This window comes from Methylotuvimicrobium sp. KM1 (assembly GCF_044788715.1).
Classification (GTDB): domain Bacteria; phylum Pseudomonadota; class Gammaproteobacteria; order Methylococcales; family Methylomonadaceae; genus Methylotuvimicrobium.
Window position 1 is genome coordinate 2,214,620 of sequence record NZ_CP173170.1, and the last position, 15,882, is coordinate 2,230,501.

Here is a 15,882-nt window from a genome sequence, read left to right on the forward strand (position 1 = left end):
GCGTGATGTTTAATATCGACTTTCCGTTCCATTTCGATCATCGCGGTAAGACGGCGGTCGCCGATGATGACGAGCATATCCGCGACTTGATCGAGCAGTTCCTGTTTACCAATCCCGGCGAACGGGTCAACCGGCCCGAATTCGGCAGCGGTTTGCTGCAGTTGATTTTCGCGCCGAACAGTCCGGAGTTGGCCGCGGCGTTGCAATTTACCGTGCAGGCTGGATTGCAGCAATGGCTGGCCGATGTGATCGAAGTGCAGGAACTCGAAGTCACCAGCGACGACGCCCGTTTGCGCGTCGATCTCAAGTATAAGGTCAGGCGAACGCAGGAGCTGACGGCCGCCACTTTTACCCGGAGTACCGTGTCATGAAAACGGTCATTTGCAAGGATGTGCGCAGACGCGAGGGCGTAAGACGGCATGTGGAATTGAACGGCTTGGATTATCTCGAAGTCGCGTCGAATCAACTTGGTTTATCCGTTTTTTTTCTGGGCAAGGCGCCGGTTCAATTGGATAAAAGCAATATCGTGATCGAGGGCGGACAGCGTATTCGCGATATTCGGGTCGAAAGTGTCGACGTCATCCGCAATCATCATCCGGAATTCGACGACAGGATGGACATCACGGTCAATCAGGCGGGTGATTTTTCGACCTATACCTTACGGGTCGTCGAAAGGGACGAGCAAGGACAATGGCGCAGGCACCGGCATTTCGATCCGCTTTACGACCGCATCGAGTTCAGTTTCAAAATCGATTGTCCAAACGATCCGGATTGCCGGCAGCAGGCTTTGTGTCCGCCCGACAACAGCGACGCGCCGGATATCGATTACCTGGCCAAGGATTATGCGAGTTTTCGGAAGCTGGTTCTGGACCGGTTGGCGATAACGATGCCCGAATGGCGCGAACGGCACGTCCCTGATATTGGCGTCGCTTTGGTGGAAGTATTGGCCTATGCCGGCGATCATTTGAGCTACTATCAGGACGCGGTCGCGACCGAAGCCTATCTGGAGACCGCGCGTCGACGCATCTCGGTCCGGCGGCACGCCCGTTTGGTCGATTATGCGATGCATGAAGGCTGCAACGCCAGGTCTTGGATTTGTGCGCATGTCGATCAGGATATTTCGGCCATCGATCCCAAAGATATCTATTTCATCACGGGATTCGACGATTCGTTGCGGACGATCGAGATCGCCGCATCCCATGATGATCTCTTGCAATTTCCCTCGAGTCTCTACGAGGTTTATGAACCGGTAGCGGAAGGCGTCATCGATCTGTACACCGACCATAACCGTATCGAATTCCATACGTGGAACGATAGGCAATGCTGCATTCCCAAGGGAGCCACCCGTGCAACGTTGAAGGGGCAATGGATTCCTCCGGTCAGCGATGAGGATCCGCATTGCAGGCCTGAACAACAACCGAATCCTCCAGTCAACGCGGCCGTTGCGGAAGACTCTGCGGCCCCCAAACTCCGTCTGAAACCGGGCGACATCTTGATCTTCGAGGAAATCAAGGGCCCGAAAACGGGACATGCCGAGGATGCCGATCCCAAGCATCGTCATGCGGTGCGATTGGTCGAGGTTGCGAGCGACACCGATCCGTTGAACGGTCAAGCCATCGTTCATATCGCCTGGCATGAAAAAGACGCGCTTCCGTTTCCGCTCTGTCTTTCCGCATTGGGGCAACCGCCCGATTGCGCACTGATCGAAAACATCAGTATCGCATGCGGCAATGTGGTTCTGGTCGATCATGGCAAGACCGTCACCGAGGCATTGGACCCGGTTCCGGACGACCGCTCGAGTGAATGCTGCAAGGCTGAAGGCATGCCGTCGGATCAAGCGCTTGAAGCGGGACATTTTAATCCGGCCCTGCAATGGGCTCCGATCACCTTCAGTGAACCGCCGGCATTCGACAAACCGGCCGTGAACAGGCTCGAACAAGATGCACGCAAAGCGCTCCCCGTCATTTCATTGATAGAAGGGGAGGCGGCTGACGAAGAAAGGCATTGGCGGTCTCGCGCCGATTTATTGTCGAGTCATGCCGACGACCGGCATTTTGTCGCGGAGATCGATGAGCGAGGACGCGCCGTGTTACGCTTCGGCGACGGTGAAATGGGCAAATCGCCCGAGGCCGGCACGAAATTTTTAGCCCGTTACCGAACCGGCAACGGTACGGCGGGCAATGCCGGCGCCGAATCGATCAAGCATGTCATCTTCAAAAACAACCGGGTGGACGGCATTCGTGAAATACGCAATCCGTTGCCGGCCCTTGGCGGCATGGACGCCGAGCCGGTTACCGAAGTCAAATTGTTTGCTCCAGGCGCTTTTCGCAACGAACTGCAACGGGCCGTGATCGCCGAGGATTATGCGGCCATCGTTTTGCGCGAGTTCAAAACCGAGGTTCAGCATGCCGTGGCGACCTTGCGTTGGAACGGAAGCTGGCACGAGGTTTGGCTGGCGATCGATCCATTCGGGCGGGAGGAAGCGGAACCTTCGTTGTTGGCGGAAATCACCGCATGTCTGCATCGATACCGGCGCATGGGCCATGATCTGATCGTGAAATCCGCGCACCGTGTGCCGTTGGATGTTGCGATGTCGGTATGCGTGTTGCCGAGTTTCGTCAAAGCCCAAGTCAAGGCTGAACTGCTCAAGATCTTCAGCAATAGGATCTTATCTAGCGGCGGTATGGGTTTTTTTCATCCCGATAATCTGACCTTCGGCGAGGACGTTTATCTGAGCAAGATCGTGGCTACGGCGCAAACGGTGCACGGCGTCGAAAGCGTTACGATCGACAGGCTGCAGCGATTCGGTCAGCCCACGAACGACGAAATCGAAAACGGGGTGCTGCCGCTGGGGCGGCTTGAAATTGCCCGTATGGATAACGACCCCAATTTTCCTGAAAACGGAAAATTGACGCTGGAACTGAGAGGTGGCCGATGAAAACACATTGTCCCGATTGCTGCTATCCCGGGTTGGACGATCCCGATGCCTGCGGATGCTGCGAAGGCGTTGAAATCGTTACGCCTTTATCGATTTATAACCGCCCGGGGTTGCCTGAGATCGACTACCGCATAGGAACGCATGGCGATTTTCTTGCGACGATGACGGCAAGGTTGACCGGTTTTTATTGGGAAGAACAAATCGGGGATGGAAAAGTCTCGAGAGTCTACCCGTTGAAAGGCTTGACCACTCGCGATGCCGGCGACCCCGCACTCGCCTTTCTCGACGCCTGGGCCGTGGTCGGCGATGTTTTGACCTTTTATCAGGAAAGGATAGCCAACGAAGCCTATCTACGCACCGCGACCGAAAGACGATCGGTTCTCGAATTGGCGCGTCTGGTCGGATACAAACCGCGTCCCGGTGTCGCGGCCGGCGTTTTTCTCGCCTACACGCTCGATGACAATTTCGAAGAGGAAGTCATCATTCCTGCCGGCAGTCGCGTGCAGAGCATTCCAGGGCCTGACGAGCTGCCGCAATCGTTCGAAACCGGCGAGGATTTGCAGGCGCGGGCGCAATGGAACAATCTGAAGCCGAGAATGAGCCGGGCGCAAACCAAGCAAACGATTCTGAACCATTCGGAAAATCTATCCGAACCTCGCGTCTATTTGCAGGGAACGGGCCTTAGCTTTAGGAAAAACGAAGCGTTCCGCATCGACTTTGCCGATCAAACTCGAGAGTTGTTCTTCGTACGAGAAGTCTTGCCGGATCCCGCCGGCAATCGTACCTTGGTTACATTTTCGGAACGCTCAAAGCCTGAAACAGTACCTTTGCCGCCCAAAAAGATCATCGACAATCTGTCGAAGCCGGCTTCGATACAGCCTTCGAACCGCTTGCGTTTGAAACAAAACCTGATCGGTCAATTCGCCCTACAGCAAAGTATCCAGCCGGTTTTTCAAGGCTCACGCCTGATTCGATCGGATTTGCCCGATTCGCCGTCTTTCGGCGCTGTCGCTCAAGCCGGGTTTTCGATCTTAGGCGCCGTGTCGTCGGTATTTAAAGACCATTTGGCTACGGCTTACGCGAATAACAAAATCAGCGAGAGCAAGATCGAAGTCTTTGTGCTGGGTATCAAGGCAAATCTGTTCGGTCATAATTTGCCGTTGCCCGATGAAAATGGAAATTGCCGGCTGGAATTACCCACCGATGATGAGGATGAGGGGCCTATCATCATCACCATGGCCGTCGAAAATTCGGAAGGACAGGATACGCTGGCATTGGATGCCGAATATGCCAATATCACGGTCGGCGATAGTGTCGCGATTTCCTTTGATGATGAAGCAACGATTTTTTCCAAAGTCAAATCGGTCGAGACGAGAACGCTGGGAGGGCCTCAGTCCGGTGCTTTGAGTTTTTTCTCTACGTGCCCGACGATTACCGCCATTGGAGTTGCAACACCGGAAGGCTTGCGACGAACGACAGTAACCGTATCGGAGCCGATCAAGCAAAAAGTCACTGTGTTGACTCTGGAGGATCCGTGGCGCGATACAAGCGACAACCGGATTTTGAAAACCACGACCGTTTTCGTTCAGACCGCTCATCCGGAGCTGGCCGAGGCGCCGATCGACGTTTCTGTCTGCGGAGGCAAGGACGAAATAATCGAACTCGACGGTTTTTATGACGGACTGAAGGCCGGGCGTTGGGTCATCGTCTCGGGCGAGAGGGACGATCTTGCCGGCGTGAGATTCAGCGAACTGGCGATGTTGTCCTCCGTGGCGCAGGGTATATCGCTGTCGCCGGACGGAACAGTACTTCCGGGTGAATCGCCTCACACCTTCATTACCTTGGCCGAAAATCTGGCTTATTGTTTCAAGCGCGGCACCGTCGCTATCCACGGCAATGTCGTCAAAGCCACTCACGGCGAAACCCGGCACGAAGTCTTGGGCAGCGGAAACGGCGCGATGCCATTTCAGTCGTTCGCGCTCAAACAATGGCCGTTGACGCATGTTTCTTCTGCCAATGCCAAAGGTGCCGAAAGCACTCTGAAGATATACGTCAATGATCTGCAGTGGGAGGAAACCGATTCATTGGCCGCGTTGGAAGCCGGCGACCGAATGTTCATCAATGCGACCGACGACGGTGATCAAACCACGGTCACTTTCGGCAATGGCGAAAAGGGGATGCGTTTGCCGTCCGGAAGCGAAAACGTGAGGGCGCGATACCGTAGCGGGATCGGCCGTGCGGGTAACGTCCGGGCGCAGCAGATATCCTTGTTGATGACCAAACCGTTGGGCGTCAAGGAAGTCGTCAATCCTTTGCGCGCAACCGGCGGAGCCGATAAAGAGACTCGCGATCAGGCCCGAAAGAATGTGCCGCTGGGCGTCAGGGCTTTGGATAGGTTGGTGTCGGTTCAGGATTACGAGGATTTTGCGCGCGTCTTCGCCGGTGTCGGCAAGGCCCACGCGGTTGAATTGAGCGACGGTCGCCAGCCGCTCGTGCATGTCACGATCGCGGGAGCCGAGGACATTCCGATCGACGAAAATTCCGATTTATTCAGAAACCTGCGATGGGCGCTACATCGATTAGGCGACCCGCAACAAGCAATCAGCCTGTCCGTACGTGAATTGCTGATGATCGTGATCGAAGCCGGTATCGCGATTTTGCCCGGCTATCAATGGGAGCCGGTCGCAACGGAAGTCCGGAAAAAACTGCTGGAGGCTTTCGGTTTCGAGCGGCGCGAGCTAGGGCAGGATGTTTCGTTGAGCGAAATCCTCGGCGTCATGCAATCGGTTCGTGGCGTTGCCTATGTCGATGTCTACGCCTTCGGCGGCATTCCGGAGAAAATAGCGGAAGCGGACGGTAAGCGGCGTTTGCTGACGCCCGACGAGATATCGGAGGCCGTTGCTTGTCTGGTAACGCGCTGGAGCGCGGTGGATATGGACGCAAAATGCGCCGAACTCACCGCGCATTCGGAATGCGAAAAGTATGAAGATTGCCAAAAGTACGGAAGTTTCGGACAAACGCTTGGCGTCAGGCAGCGTCTGTCGGTCAATCTGGCGGATTTTGAAAATGGAGTCATTCGTCCCGCGCAGATTGCCTTTTTGACTCCCGATGTTCCGGCGACATTGATCTTAAATCAAATCGAGAGGTTGCCATGAAAGATCCGAGAATAGACCGTCTCTACGACTTGCTGCCGGTCATCTACCGGATGCGGGATTCTGAAGAGGGTTATCCCCTCAAGGCATTGCTGCAGATCGTCGCCGAACAGGTCAATCTGGTCGAGGACGATATAAGGCAATTGTACGAAAATTGGTTTATTGAAACCTGCGACGACTGGGTGGTTCCTTATCTGGGCGATTTGATCGGCTATCAGCCCTCGCAAGAAACCCGAGAATTAGAATCCCCAGACCCTGTCCGCAATAAAATACTGATTCCGAGGCGCGAGGTCGCGAATACGATTCGTTATCGGCGCCGGAAGGGAACATTGGCATTGCTGGAGCTGTTGAGCAACGATGTCGCAGGCTGGCCGGCCAGGGCTGTCGAGTTCTATCGGCTGTTGGCTTGGACGCAGGCCTTGAATTACCAGCATTCGGATCGAGCCAAGACCATCGATATCAGAAACGCTTCGGCGCTCGATGCTATAGGCGGGCCTTTCGATGCCTTTGCGCATTCGGTCGATGTTCGCCGCATCAACTCCGGGAAAAGCCAGGGCTTGTATAACATACCCAGTATCGGCGTTTTCGTTTGGCGGTTGAAGTCCTACTCGGTCACGAAAACACCGGCTTATTGCCAGCAATCCGCAGGCAATCATTGCTTTACTTTCAGCGTGCTCGGCAACGACGGCCCGCTTTATTTGAAACCGGAGCCGGAAACCGATCCGACCCATATCGCCGATCGCTTCAATCTGCCGGTGCCCATGGGAAGGCGGTTACTTAAAGATCATAAAAACCGGCTCTACGGCGTGGATAAGAGTCTGCAAATCTGGTTAAGGACCAAGCAAGAAAACGATGTGCGGGAAGAAGTCCCAATACCGCCGGAGCGTATCATCGCGACTGATTTGAGCGCCTGGCGCTATACGCCCCCGTCAGGCTATGTCGCCGTCGATCCCGAGCTTGGACGCATCGCATTCCCGTCCAGAAAACCGCCCGGCAAAAGCGATGTATTGGTGCAATATCATTACGGCTTCAGTTCCGAATTGGGAGGCGGCGAATACCGGCGGCAGTTACGGCAGCCGGCGGATTTTAGACTTTATCGCGTCGGAACCGATGAAAGCATCCGAACGATCAATGAAGCCATCTCGCTGTGGCGGACTGATCAACTCAATCGTCCGCAGGAACAGGAAAAACGACCGCGATTCGATCATGCCGTCATAGAAATTACCGACAGCGGCTTGTATGAGGAAGACTTCGAGATTGCATTGAAGTCCGGCGAAAGTCTGCAAATTCGAGCCGCCAACGGTAAACGTCCCGTCATCGCCTTGTCGGACAAACACAGAGGCCAGGCCGAATCGTTTTCTGTACAACTCGCGCGCGGCAGTTGTTTGACGCTCGACGGCTTGCTGATCGTCGGAAGGCCGGTCGAGATTGCCGATTATGAAGAGGATGCCGATCAGCCACCGGATTCAGCGGCGGTTCCTAAATTGGCCGAAATCATGATTCGACACTCTACGTTGGTGCCCGGATGGGAGATCAATGCCGATTGCCGGCCGTTGGAATCGACGATGCCCAGTTTGAGATTATGGACGGCTCATCTGTGCGTCAAAATCGATCGCAGCATCGTCGGCTCGATTGAAGTGGATCCGTCCGTCGCCACGCTTCCCGATATCGAGATCGGAAACGATCGTGAGCTGGCGCCTGAAGACGTGATCGAAACTCGTTGCCAACGCCTTCAGCAAGCGGTTCGACTGGAACCGATTCGAATCTGCATCAACGACAGCATACTCGATGCGACCGGCCCGGAACTCGAGGCAATAGGCACGCCGGATTGCACGGTGGGTCTTGCGGTCCTTAATATTCTGCGCAGCACCGTATTCGGGCAGGTTCAGGTTCATGCCGTCGAACTGGCCGAAAATACCATTTTCATCGGCCGTATGACCGTGGCGAGGCGGCAATCGGGCTGCATGCGTTTTTGCTATGTGCCGCCCGATTCCCGAACGCCGCGCCGTTATCAATGCCAACCCGATTTGGTCGTTGGCAAGATTGCGGAAGACATGATTTTGGAGGCTCAAAAAAATGACGTCGAACCCGATAAGACCGAAATCGAAGCGGCGCAATACCGAGAAGCCGTGCGGGTTCGCCCGCTCTTCAACAGCATGCGTTACGGTACTCCGACTTACTGTCAATTGGCCGAAGCATGCGCCGAAGAAATTAAGCAAGGCGCAGACGATCGATCCGAAATCGGTGTGTTTCATCACTTATATCAGCCGCAGCGCATGGCCAATTTACGGGTTCGGTTGGACGAGTACACCGTGGCGCGTATGGATGTCGGGATAATTTTATCGAGCTAGGAGAACACCATGAAAGGCGATTTCACACGCAATACTTTTGACCCTAATAAACATTTTTTACGCGTGCTGATGCAGCAAGGCAGAGTTCAGCTCGATGCGGATTGGAATGAACAAACCGCTATCCTGCTACATTATCTGCAAACGTTGGCCGCGGATATCATCGGTCCGTATGCGGGGCCGGCGTCGGAGTTGGGTTTTGAGATTACGCCCGGCGATGCGCAAGGAGACTTCAAGATAGGCGAAGGCCGCTACTACGTGAACGGCCTATTGTGCGAGAACGGGCAGGAGACCAGCTATCTGAACCAGACCGATTATCCTCTTTCGAAAGAAGATGACGCATTGGGTGTAGGTAACTATGTCGTCTATCTCGATGTTTGGGAGCGCCATGTCAGTTATGTCGAGGACGACTCGATTCGCGAAAAAGCGCTCAATGGCGTCGATACGGCGACACGTTCAAAAGTCGTCTGGCAAGTGAAAGTCAAACCGATTACCTATAACTATGCCTATTGTCAGCAAGGGACATCTTTATTGGGCGAGGAAGTATCAACGTTGAGTCGGATCGGTATGAGCGCCAGGGCCAAGCAGGTTCGAAAAGACAAGCAACCGTGTTTGACCGAGCCGGATGCGCAATACCGCGGACTGGAAAATCAACTGTACCGTGTTGAAATTCACGACGGAAACACAGTCGATGAATCCGGCAATGCCAAAACGCCCACTTTCAAATTCTCTCGTGAAAACGGGTCGGCGATATTTCCTGTCAATCAATTCGTTTACGATGCCGGTTCAAATACATCGACCGTTACTCTGGAGCATTTGGGCAGAGACGAAAAATTGGGTTTAAAGGTTCATGACTGGGTGGAATTGATCGATGACAGGATCAGTCTAAAAAACGAAATCAATCCGTTGCTTCAGATTCTGGATATCGACGTCATCGATAGAAAAATCATCTTGTCCGGCGGAGAAGGAATGGCGATTCATCAATGCCGGCATCCATTGCTTCGCCGTTGGGATCAACGAGCGAAAAAAAATGAGATCAATGCCGAGGGCGTCATTGAGATTCACGGAAACGGGTGGATTCCGTTGGAAGACGGCATCGAGGTAAAGTTTGCCTTGGAGGACGCCGGAGCGATTCGTCCAGGCGATTATTGGCTGATACCGGCCCGTGTCGCAACCGGCGATATCGAGTGGCCGTCGACCGGTCACGATAAAAACACTCGGATACCTCAAATACTGCCGCCGCAAGGCATCGAGCATCACTATGCTCCGTTGGCGATCATCGCCGCGACCGACGGAACGGTGACGATCACGAGTGATTGCCGCTGCAGCTTCGAACCGTTGTCAGGTGCTTGCAATTACAATTATTTCGGCCGTATCGGTATCGGCACCGATTTGATTCGTCCGCGAGTGCGAGGCGATCGATGAATGCCGTCTGGTCGTTTTGGAGCAAGCCTTATTTGTTCTCCCGAAAGACCATTTGGTGCAGCGAAAAACAACATTTGCTCTCATGGATTTTGTCATTGGAGCTGGCCAGGAAGTTTTTTGAAAAAACCGTTTTGTTCACCGACGACCACGGTGCGCGAATGCTCGTCGAAGGCCTCCGCTTGGAGTTCGATTGCGTGAACACCACTTTGAACGGTCTCGATCATCATGATGAAAAATGGTGGGCATTGGGGAAGATTCATACCTATGCTTCGCAAAAGGAACCTTTCATTCACATCGATAGTGATGCCTTCTTGTGGAAGCCCTTGCCGATCGACTCGAACACCCAGATATTTGCGCAAAACCCGGATTATTTCACGGTCGGAGCGTCGTATTACATGCCGGAGCAAGTCGAATCGTTAATACGAAAGCTCAATGGCTGGTTGCCGAAAGAGTGGGCATGGTACCGAACGAGCGGGCTGCCGCAGAGAGCGGAGAGTTGCGGTATTTTTGGCGGAAGCAATACCGAATTTATCAATCACTATGCGAAACAAGCGTTCGAGACGGTTGAGCACAGAGCCAATGCAAATTTATGGGCTATTTTGAACGATCGGGTCGAAAGAAACATTCTGGTTGAGCAATACTTGCTGTCCGCCTACATCGAATATCATAAAAATCATTCAGACGGATGGAATCGGCCAATCGAAGTCAGCTATCTCTTCGAATCGTTGGACGATGCGTTCGACCCCGGGAAAGCCGAAGAGGCCGGCTACACGCACTTGGTCGCAGATGCCAAGAAAAACAAATCTCTCGCCCAGGATATCGAGCAGAGAGTCCGAATGGATCATCCCGAAGCTTATGAAAATTGTTTGAGATACGTGCGCCAAACAAAGAACTGACGGAAGGTCATTCGAATCAACGTCTAATTGAGTCTTTATGCAAAATCGCTGACTAGAGCCGTGTAATTTCCCTTGCGTCCTTCTTAAATCTCCGCTTTTGTTCCGTCTAGGTGATGCTGAGCCCAGTTTTTGCGTTTGGTTGCTGCTATAACACAAGCGATTCACTCTCACCTATCCCATGTCATTGGCCAAGGAAATGGAAAGTAAATTGATATCCTGCGGTCAAGTTCTGTGTTGAACTAGCTTGCGAATGTTTATTTTTTGTATTTTGGCTGTATGCTTCGGCTCAGAATTGACTATGATGCATAACAGGTCAGGCGCGCACAAAAGCGCAGCTCCAAAGCCGAAAAGAACCGTCGCTTGATTGACGTTAAAATGTAACCTCACGCCCTCATAAGAAAGAGGGAATATTCCAATAAATCATAAGGTTACTTGGCTATGACAGCATCATCCACGCTCGATTTCAAGCATAACTATCAAACTCCTCTCAAACACCTGAAACTCAAGGGGCTTCAGCCGAAGACGGTCGAGGCTTATTCCCGTGCTATTCGGCGCATCGGCGCGTATTTCGATGAGCAAATTCATGACCTCTTCGAAGCTCAATTGCTCGAGTATTTTTCCGATTTGTTGACAACCCACTCCTGGAGCGCCGAGAAACTCGATCTCTACGGGCTCAAGCTCTAATATCAGCAGGTACTGTGCAAACCATAGCTGCATTTGCATTTGATTAAGCCGTCGAAGTGACAGGGATTGCCGGGTATCGTCACGGTTACAGAGGCCCAGCGATTATTTATGGCGACCCGTTCGGTGAGAGTTACCGGTTGTTCTTTTTCACGCTCTATAACCCATGCGCAAAGGAAAGGGAAGAAGCCGGAAGAGTTTACATTTCTCGGTTTTACCCACTACTGCGGGAAGACCACGCGGGGAGACTTCAAGGTCAAGCGACGCACCGCGCGCAAGAAATTCGGCGCGGGCTTGAAGGCCTTCGACGAATGGGCGAGCAAGGCGCGACACAAGCAGACCTTGGGCGAAATGCTACGCTGCGACAAGGCGCGGGTGGTAGCCGGCCACCTGAACTATTATGCATCGCGGATAACGCAACCCGGTGCAGCGACTTTGTCTATCGTGCAACACACATTCTGTACAAACGACTCAACCGCAAGAGCCAGTGCAAGGCTTACAACTGTGACAGGTTCAACCAGGCTTTAAATAGCATTGGCTGGCCGCGTGGACACATCCGCATAGACCTGAATCCCTTTCGAAGGGCGGAGGCTTGCTGAATGACTGATCGAGGAGCCGGATGTGGGAAAGCCGCTTGTCCGGTTCGGAGAGGGGGCGGGTATCAACCTGCGTCAGGGGTGAAATATTGTGGCACCGCCGGGAAACCAGGCGGCAAACGGAGAAAACCAACATCACCCTACCGCGCTGGGAGTGCCTGTCCTACTCGAAACCGCGCTTCTTAAAATATGATTATCCTGGAGAATTACCATAACGACCAATTCCCGGTCGACATAACATAAAATGCCAGCAACGTATTCGTCGTCATATGAGCAGTTATAGCATCGGAAATAGACTTTCTATGGTACAAGGCCAAAGCGAATCCCATTCCGGCAATTGTGCCGGCAAGCCATTCACCGTGCAATGCGCCGAATAAGATCGAAGATCCCAGAAAGGAAAGCCAAGTAAATTTAATCGCCTTTAATTCCGTAAAGTTTATATCGGATAGTTTATTGATTAAGTAACCTCGAAAAACGAGTTCTTCGATGATCGGTACAGTAATCGTGGCGCCGATGAAACGAAACAGCAACCAACTGCTAACTAACAGCGGAGGCGCCTCGAACAATGAATCCATAAATTTTTGATTATCTTGTTCAGAGACATCAACCAAGATCAGCCAAATCACAAAAACGCTAAAACCAATTAATAGCGAGTGTAGCGTAATATTTTTAAATATCGGACGATATTGCTTACGGAAATACCAAATTACCGAAAGCGAAACGATTACCCTTATGGGATAAAACCAATTAAAATCTACCGTAAAAGCCGAGGTTAATATTATTGATGAAAGTAGAGCGACGAAAGGCAACAATAGCGCTGGTGCCGACGAATGGTTGGATTCGTGGCTGAATTCAACAGCGTGCGATTCAACAAGGAAATATTTTGATCGTTGACAGATCGAAACCATCCCCCCACTAATCAAAACAAATGCGATCCAACCGGCATTCGAATGAAACCCGCCGGCAGCTATTTCCTCTGAAAAAGAAGATCCAATGGCGATCAGCGCCACAATCCTGAATACATTCAAAATCCATATTGTGATAACCCCAATTGGAAACAGAATATAGACATTCGGAAACAACAGGGTTCTGCGATAAGCAATTATGTACAAAAATAAAAATACGATAATGAGTCCAATGCCTTCGTATCCCGAGCATTGCGGTGAAATCTGCACCTCAAAACCAGGTGTTCCCAATATTTTATGAACCGGTTGAATAACGACCTCTGGATAAAAAATGCCCAATAAATAACCTGAAACTTTAAAGGTCAACTCGGTAAGGGGCTGCCAGTCTAATTCCGACATTTCTCCAGCAAACCAAGAAAGGACGCCTGTCAAAACAGCGAGGGAAACCAGAACTATCTCTTGCGAGATCAATCGTGTCCAACATTTCGCTGGTGCGATGGTAAAAAACAGGCAAACAACCGATCCTATCCCTATTAAAAACCAACTTACAGCTACCAAGTAGACCGTAATAGCCTCATGAGAATTTTCGAACTCGACGCCTTGAAATAACGCCGATGTGATATAGATAAAGGACATAATGAAAATACCATGGGCCGCCAACCATCTCTGCCACCATGGATAATCATTGTAATCAAGTAAAAAATGCGAAATAGCCTGAAACCTTGGCCAGCCAAAAACGGCAAAACCTCCTGCAACCGCAACGAAGAATCTGATAAATTCACCGGCATAACCGATTAAACCCAAAAACAAGTTATGTGTTTTCTCTAAAGATTGCGAATCGAAGCTAATTGATAAAACAAGAGCTTCCAGGCATAAAAACACTAGAAAAAAACTGCGGCTGACGACTGATTGCATCGCTTAAAAGGATAGAAAGAAAATCTGTTTCAAAAGGCGGAAAGTCGAGAAATCAAATTGCTATGACGGCAAATTGAAACGGGGCAAGTTTAAAGTACCCTTGCCCCGTTATTCGCTATTTGCGGCGACGTTCGGAAATAAGAGCAGCGACCGCGGTCGCCAATCCCAATCCTAAAGCTGCGATGCTGGAGTCCATTTCAGGTGCAGCAATAGCAGCAGTTGCGCTATTCATTCCGATAAATACGATTGCTGAGCCAAGATATAATTTAGTTACTGTTTTCATGACTATACTCCTTACACAATTAAAGGTTTTGTTCACTAGTTTAAGACTTGTAAAAACGATTTCAGTAAAATCGTATTTACAAGCTTAATAGCATCAGCAAATTGTAGGCCAATATTAATATTCAACTGAATAATAAAGAGTTATTTAATATCCCTCAGTTAATCGATTATGGTATTGTAAAATTTTCTGACATCCAAGATAACTTTCGATAAACCAAATTCCCTTTATACTCGTTGCTACCTAATGCCGATATAGAATTGAATTAAGGGGTTAGAGCCTGAGGTATCCCCGTAAAATAGTCATATAAAACAATTTGCTATGGCTAAAAATTGATCGAAAAGTTGGTTTCTCGGGTCTAATTGCTGAAATTCATAATCTTTCAGCTTCGCCGGGGAGGTCCTATGTTAACTATGAGTTTGCTCCATAATCTGATCAAGCGGGCGCTTCCTAAACTTCATCGAACCCGGCTTAAAACACTCATGGCGACCGTAGAGGGCGGCTTGAAAAGTATCTCGGTGTCGCTGACGGACTTAGGGCGAGCACTTCCCGGGCCGGCCTATCCCAAACACAAAATCAAGCGCATCGACCGTCTCCTCGGCAATCCCAAGCTCAAGTCTTGAGCGTTAAAAGCTCTATGGGGCCATGACACAGTGGTTATTACAGTCATTGCCCTTACCTTTGATTCTCATCGACTGGTTACCCGCTCACCGCCGATCAAAGTCAACAGTTGTTACGCGCGTCGCTACCGACCGGTGGGTGCACTATTACACCTAAATCCTGCAAACAAGCACTGGGAAAATATTAATAAACTATATAAATCAATGATATGATTATTTTTACAAAGTAACTCCAGGTCATGATTTTAATGAACGAACACGCCTCACGCCAACCTCAAAAAAACTGCACGCCGGCCAACCGGAAAAGTTCATCTGTCGGCAACAGCAAGTGGTTTAACCAGTCAGGCCGGCTTAATTCCGGTAATCAAATTTCTCGAGCGTATCGGTTTTGAAGATCTGGTCAAACAAACCGTTGCGCATGTGCGCGGCGATAATGCTGCTTATCAACTGGTGGAAGTCGTGTTGCTGACTTTGGTCGGCGTGATCGGTGGCGCCCGATCAATCGCCAAGGTTTGCGCGGTGTGGTCAGACGGCGTGTTTGTAAGCTGGCCGGTTGGTTAAAAATACCGATTGAGGCGACCATCAGCCGATTACTCAAAGAAGTTGATGAGCGCTAGGTCAGCCAATTAGAAACCCTCAATCATCGGTTACGCGCACGCATCTGGCGTAAAACGCAACGCGCCGGTATCAGCCGGTATTGACCGGAAAATAGAGGCGTGGAATCGCATATCTGAACGATTCTTCTGTACTGATTTAATGCCTGTTTCGCCTTCTTTTTTGGGTTTGCAGGATTTAGGTGCTATATAATTTGTTCATGATCGGACTTATTAGAATCGAATTTTCAGGCGCGTTCTATCATGTGACTTCCCGTGGTGACCGTCGTGAAAGCATTTATGAAGATGATGAAGACAGGGTTCAATTCCTTGATGTTTTGAAGCGTGTCGTAGAGGATTTTAACTGGGTTTGTCATGCCTATTGTTTGATGACCAATCATTATCATTTGGTCATAGAAAGGCCTGATGCCAATCTTTCGAAAGGGATGCGGCAGTTGAACGGTGTTTATACGCAAGCTCCATCCGGGCTACTCGCTACGGCGGGGTGTTCTCGGTCGTGCTGGAATTAAAAC

12 protein-coding genes are annotated in these 15,882 nt (G+C 51.0%); 10 read left to right on the plus strand and 2 right to left on the minus strand.

Annotation, left to right across the window (positions count from 1 at the left end; all coding sequences use genetic code 11):
- Positions 1-5: 5 nt before the first annotated feature.
- The 8 genes from ACINK7_RS09420 (at position 6) to ACINK7_RS09455 (ending at position 11,968) form a co-directional block, all read left to right on the plus strand.
- Complete coding sequence (locus ACINK7_RS09420; RefSeq protein ID WP_404361107.1) at positions 6-371, plus strand: GPW/gp25 family protein; 366 nt, start codon at positions 6-8, stop codon at positions 369-371.
- On the plus strand, positions 368-2,938 hold the full coding sequence (locus ACINK7_RS09425) for a putative baseplate assembly protein (protein WP_404361109.1): 2,571 nt from the start codon (positions 368-370) through the stop codon (positions 2,936-2,938). The genes ACINK7_RS09420 and ACINK7_RS09425 overlap by 4 nt, the downstream gene beginning before the upstream one ends.
- On the plus strand, positions 2,935-6,093 hold the full coding sequence (locus ACINK7_RS09430) for a putative baseplate assembly protein (RefSeq protein WP_404361110.1): 3,159 nt from the start codon (positions 2,935-2,937) through the stop codon (positions 6,091-6,093). The genes ACINK7_RS09425 and ACINK7_RS09430 overlap by 4 nt, the downstream gene beginning before the upstream one ends.
- Positions 6,090-8,441, plus strand: coding sequence for a hypothetical protein (locus tag ACINK7_RS09435; RefSeq protein WP_404361111.1), 2,352 nt, complete (start codon positions 6,090-6,092; stop codon positions 8,439-8,441). Before ACINK7_RS09430 ends, ACINK7_RS09435 begins: the two co-directional genes overlap by 4 nt.
- Positions 8,442-8,450: 9 nt before the next feature.
- Complete coding sequence (locus ACINK7_RS09440) at positions 8,451-9,863, plus strand: DUF6519 domain-containing protein (protein WP_404361112.1); 1,413 nt, start codon at positions 8,451-8,453, stop codon at positions 9,861-9,863.
- Positions 9,860-10,759 carry a DUF6734 family protein gene (locus ACINK7_RS09445; RefSeq protein ID WP_404361113.1) on the plus strand — a complete coding sequence of 300 codons (900 nt, stop codon included), beginning with the start codon at positions 9,860-9,862 and terminating at the stop codon, positions 10,757-10,759. The genes ACINK7_RS09440 and ACINK7_RS09445 overlap by 4 nt, the downstream gene beginning before the upstream one ends.
- A gap of 438 nt (positions 10,760-11,197) precedes the next feature.
- A complete protein-coding gene (locus ACINK7_RS09450; protein ID WP_404361114.1) occupies positions 11,198-11,443 on the plus strand; it encodes a phage integrase N-terminal SAM-like domain-containing protein in 246 nt (81 codons plus the stop codon).
- 66 nt (positions 11,444-11,509) lie between these two features.
- Entirely contained in the window at positions 11,510-11,968 is a 459-nt protein-coding gene (locus ACINK7_RS09455) for a hypothetical protein (protein ID WP_404361115.1), read from the plus strand.
- Between the two features lie 274 nt (positions 11,969-12,242).
- On the opposite strand, the gene xrtE is transcribed toward ACINK7_RS09455, so the two are convergent.
- Both xrtE and ACINK7_RS09465 read right to left on the minus strand, forming a co-directional pair.
- A complete protein-coding gene (gene xrtE / locus ACINK7_RS09460) occupies positions 12,243-13,856 on the minus strand; it encodes an exosortase E/protease, VPEID-CTERM system (protein WP_404361116.1) in 1,614 nt (537 codons plus the stop codon).
- Positions 13,857-13,971: 115 nt separating this feature from the next.
- Positions 13,972-14,139 (minus strand): hypothetical protein, encoded by a 168-nt coding sequence (locus ACINK7_RS09465; protein ID WP_404361117.1) that lies wholly within the window; start codon positions 14,137-14,139, stop codon positions 13,972-13,974.
- A 401-nt stretch (positions 14,140-14,540) separates the two neighbouring features.
- On the opposite strand from ACINK7_RS09465, the gene ACINK7_RS09470 reads away from it, so the two are divergent.
- Together ACINK7_RS09470 and ACINK7_RS09475 are read left to right on the plus strand one after the other, a co-directional pair.
- Positions 14,541-14,759, plus strand: a complete 219-nt coding sequence (locus ACINK7_RS09470) for a hypothetical protein (protein ID WP_404361118.1) — start codon at positions 14,541-14,543, stop codon at positions 14,757-14,759.
- Between the two features lie 811 nt (positions 14,760-15,570).
- Positions 15,571-15,879 carry a transposase gene (locus ACINK7_RS09475; RefSeq protein WP_404361119.1) on the plus strand — a complete coding sequence of 103 codons (309 nt, stop codon included), beginning with the start codon at positions 15,571-15,573 and terminating at the stop codon, positions 15,877-15,879.
- Positions 15,880-15,882 lie beyond the last annotated feature (3 nt).

What these genes read in the sequence shown, in the direction of transcription:
- ACINK7_RS09420 (WP_404361107.1), top strand. Translation starts at nt 6, where the DNA reads ATGTTTAATATCGACTTTCCGTTCCATTTCGATCATCGCGGTAAGACG.
- ACINK7_RS09425 (WP_404361109.1), top strand. Translation starts at nt 368, where the DNA reads ATGAAAACGGTCATTTGCAAGGATGTGCGCAGACGCGAGGGCGTAAGA.
- ACINK7_RS09430 (WP_404361110.1), top strand. Translation starts at nt 2,935, where the DNA reads ATGAAAACACATTGTCCCGATTGCTGCTATCCCGGGTTGGACGATCCC.
- ACINK7_RS09435 (WP_404361111.1), top strand. Translation starts at nt 6,090, where the DNA reads ATGAAAGATCCGAGAATAGACCGTCTCTACGACTTGCTGCCGGTCATC.
- ACINK7_RS09440 (WP_404361112.1), top strand. Translation starts at nt 8,451, where the DNA reads ATGAAAGGCGATTTCACACGCAATACTTTTGACCCTAATAAACATTTT.
- ACINK7_RS09445 (WP_404361113.1), top strand. Translation starts at nt 9,860, where the DNA reads ATGAATGCCGTCTGGTCGTTTTGGAGCAAGCCTTATTTGTTCTCCCGA.
- ACINK7_RS09450 (WP_404361114.1), top strand. Translation starts at nt 11,198, where the DNA reads ATGACAGCATCATCCACGCTCGATTTCAAGCATAACTATCAAACTCCT.
- xrtE (WP_404361116.1), bottom strand. Translation starts at nt 13,856, where the DNA reads ATGCAATCAGTCGTCAGCCGCAGTTTTTTTCTAGTGTTTTTATGCCTG.
- ACINK7_RS09465 (WP_404361117.1), bottom strand. Translation starts at nt 14,139, where the DNA reads ATGAAAACAGTAACTAAATTATATCTTGGCTCAGCAATCGTATTTATC.
- ACINK7_RS09470 (WP_404361118.1), top strand. Translation starts at nt 14,541, where the DNA reads ATGTTAACTATGAGTTTGCTCCATAATCTGATCAAGCGGGCGCTTCCT.
- ACINK7_RS09475 (WP_404361119.1), top strand. Translation starts at nt 15,571, where the DNA reads ATGATCGGACTTATTAGAATCGAATTTTCAGGCGCGTTCTATCATGTG.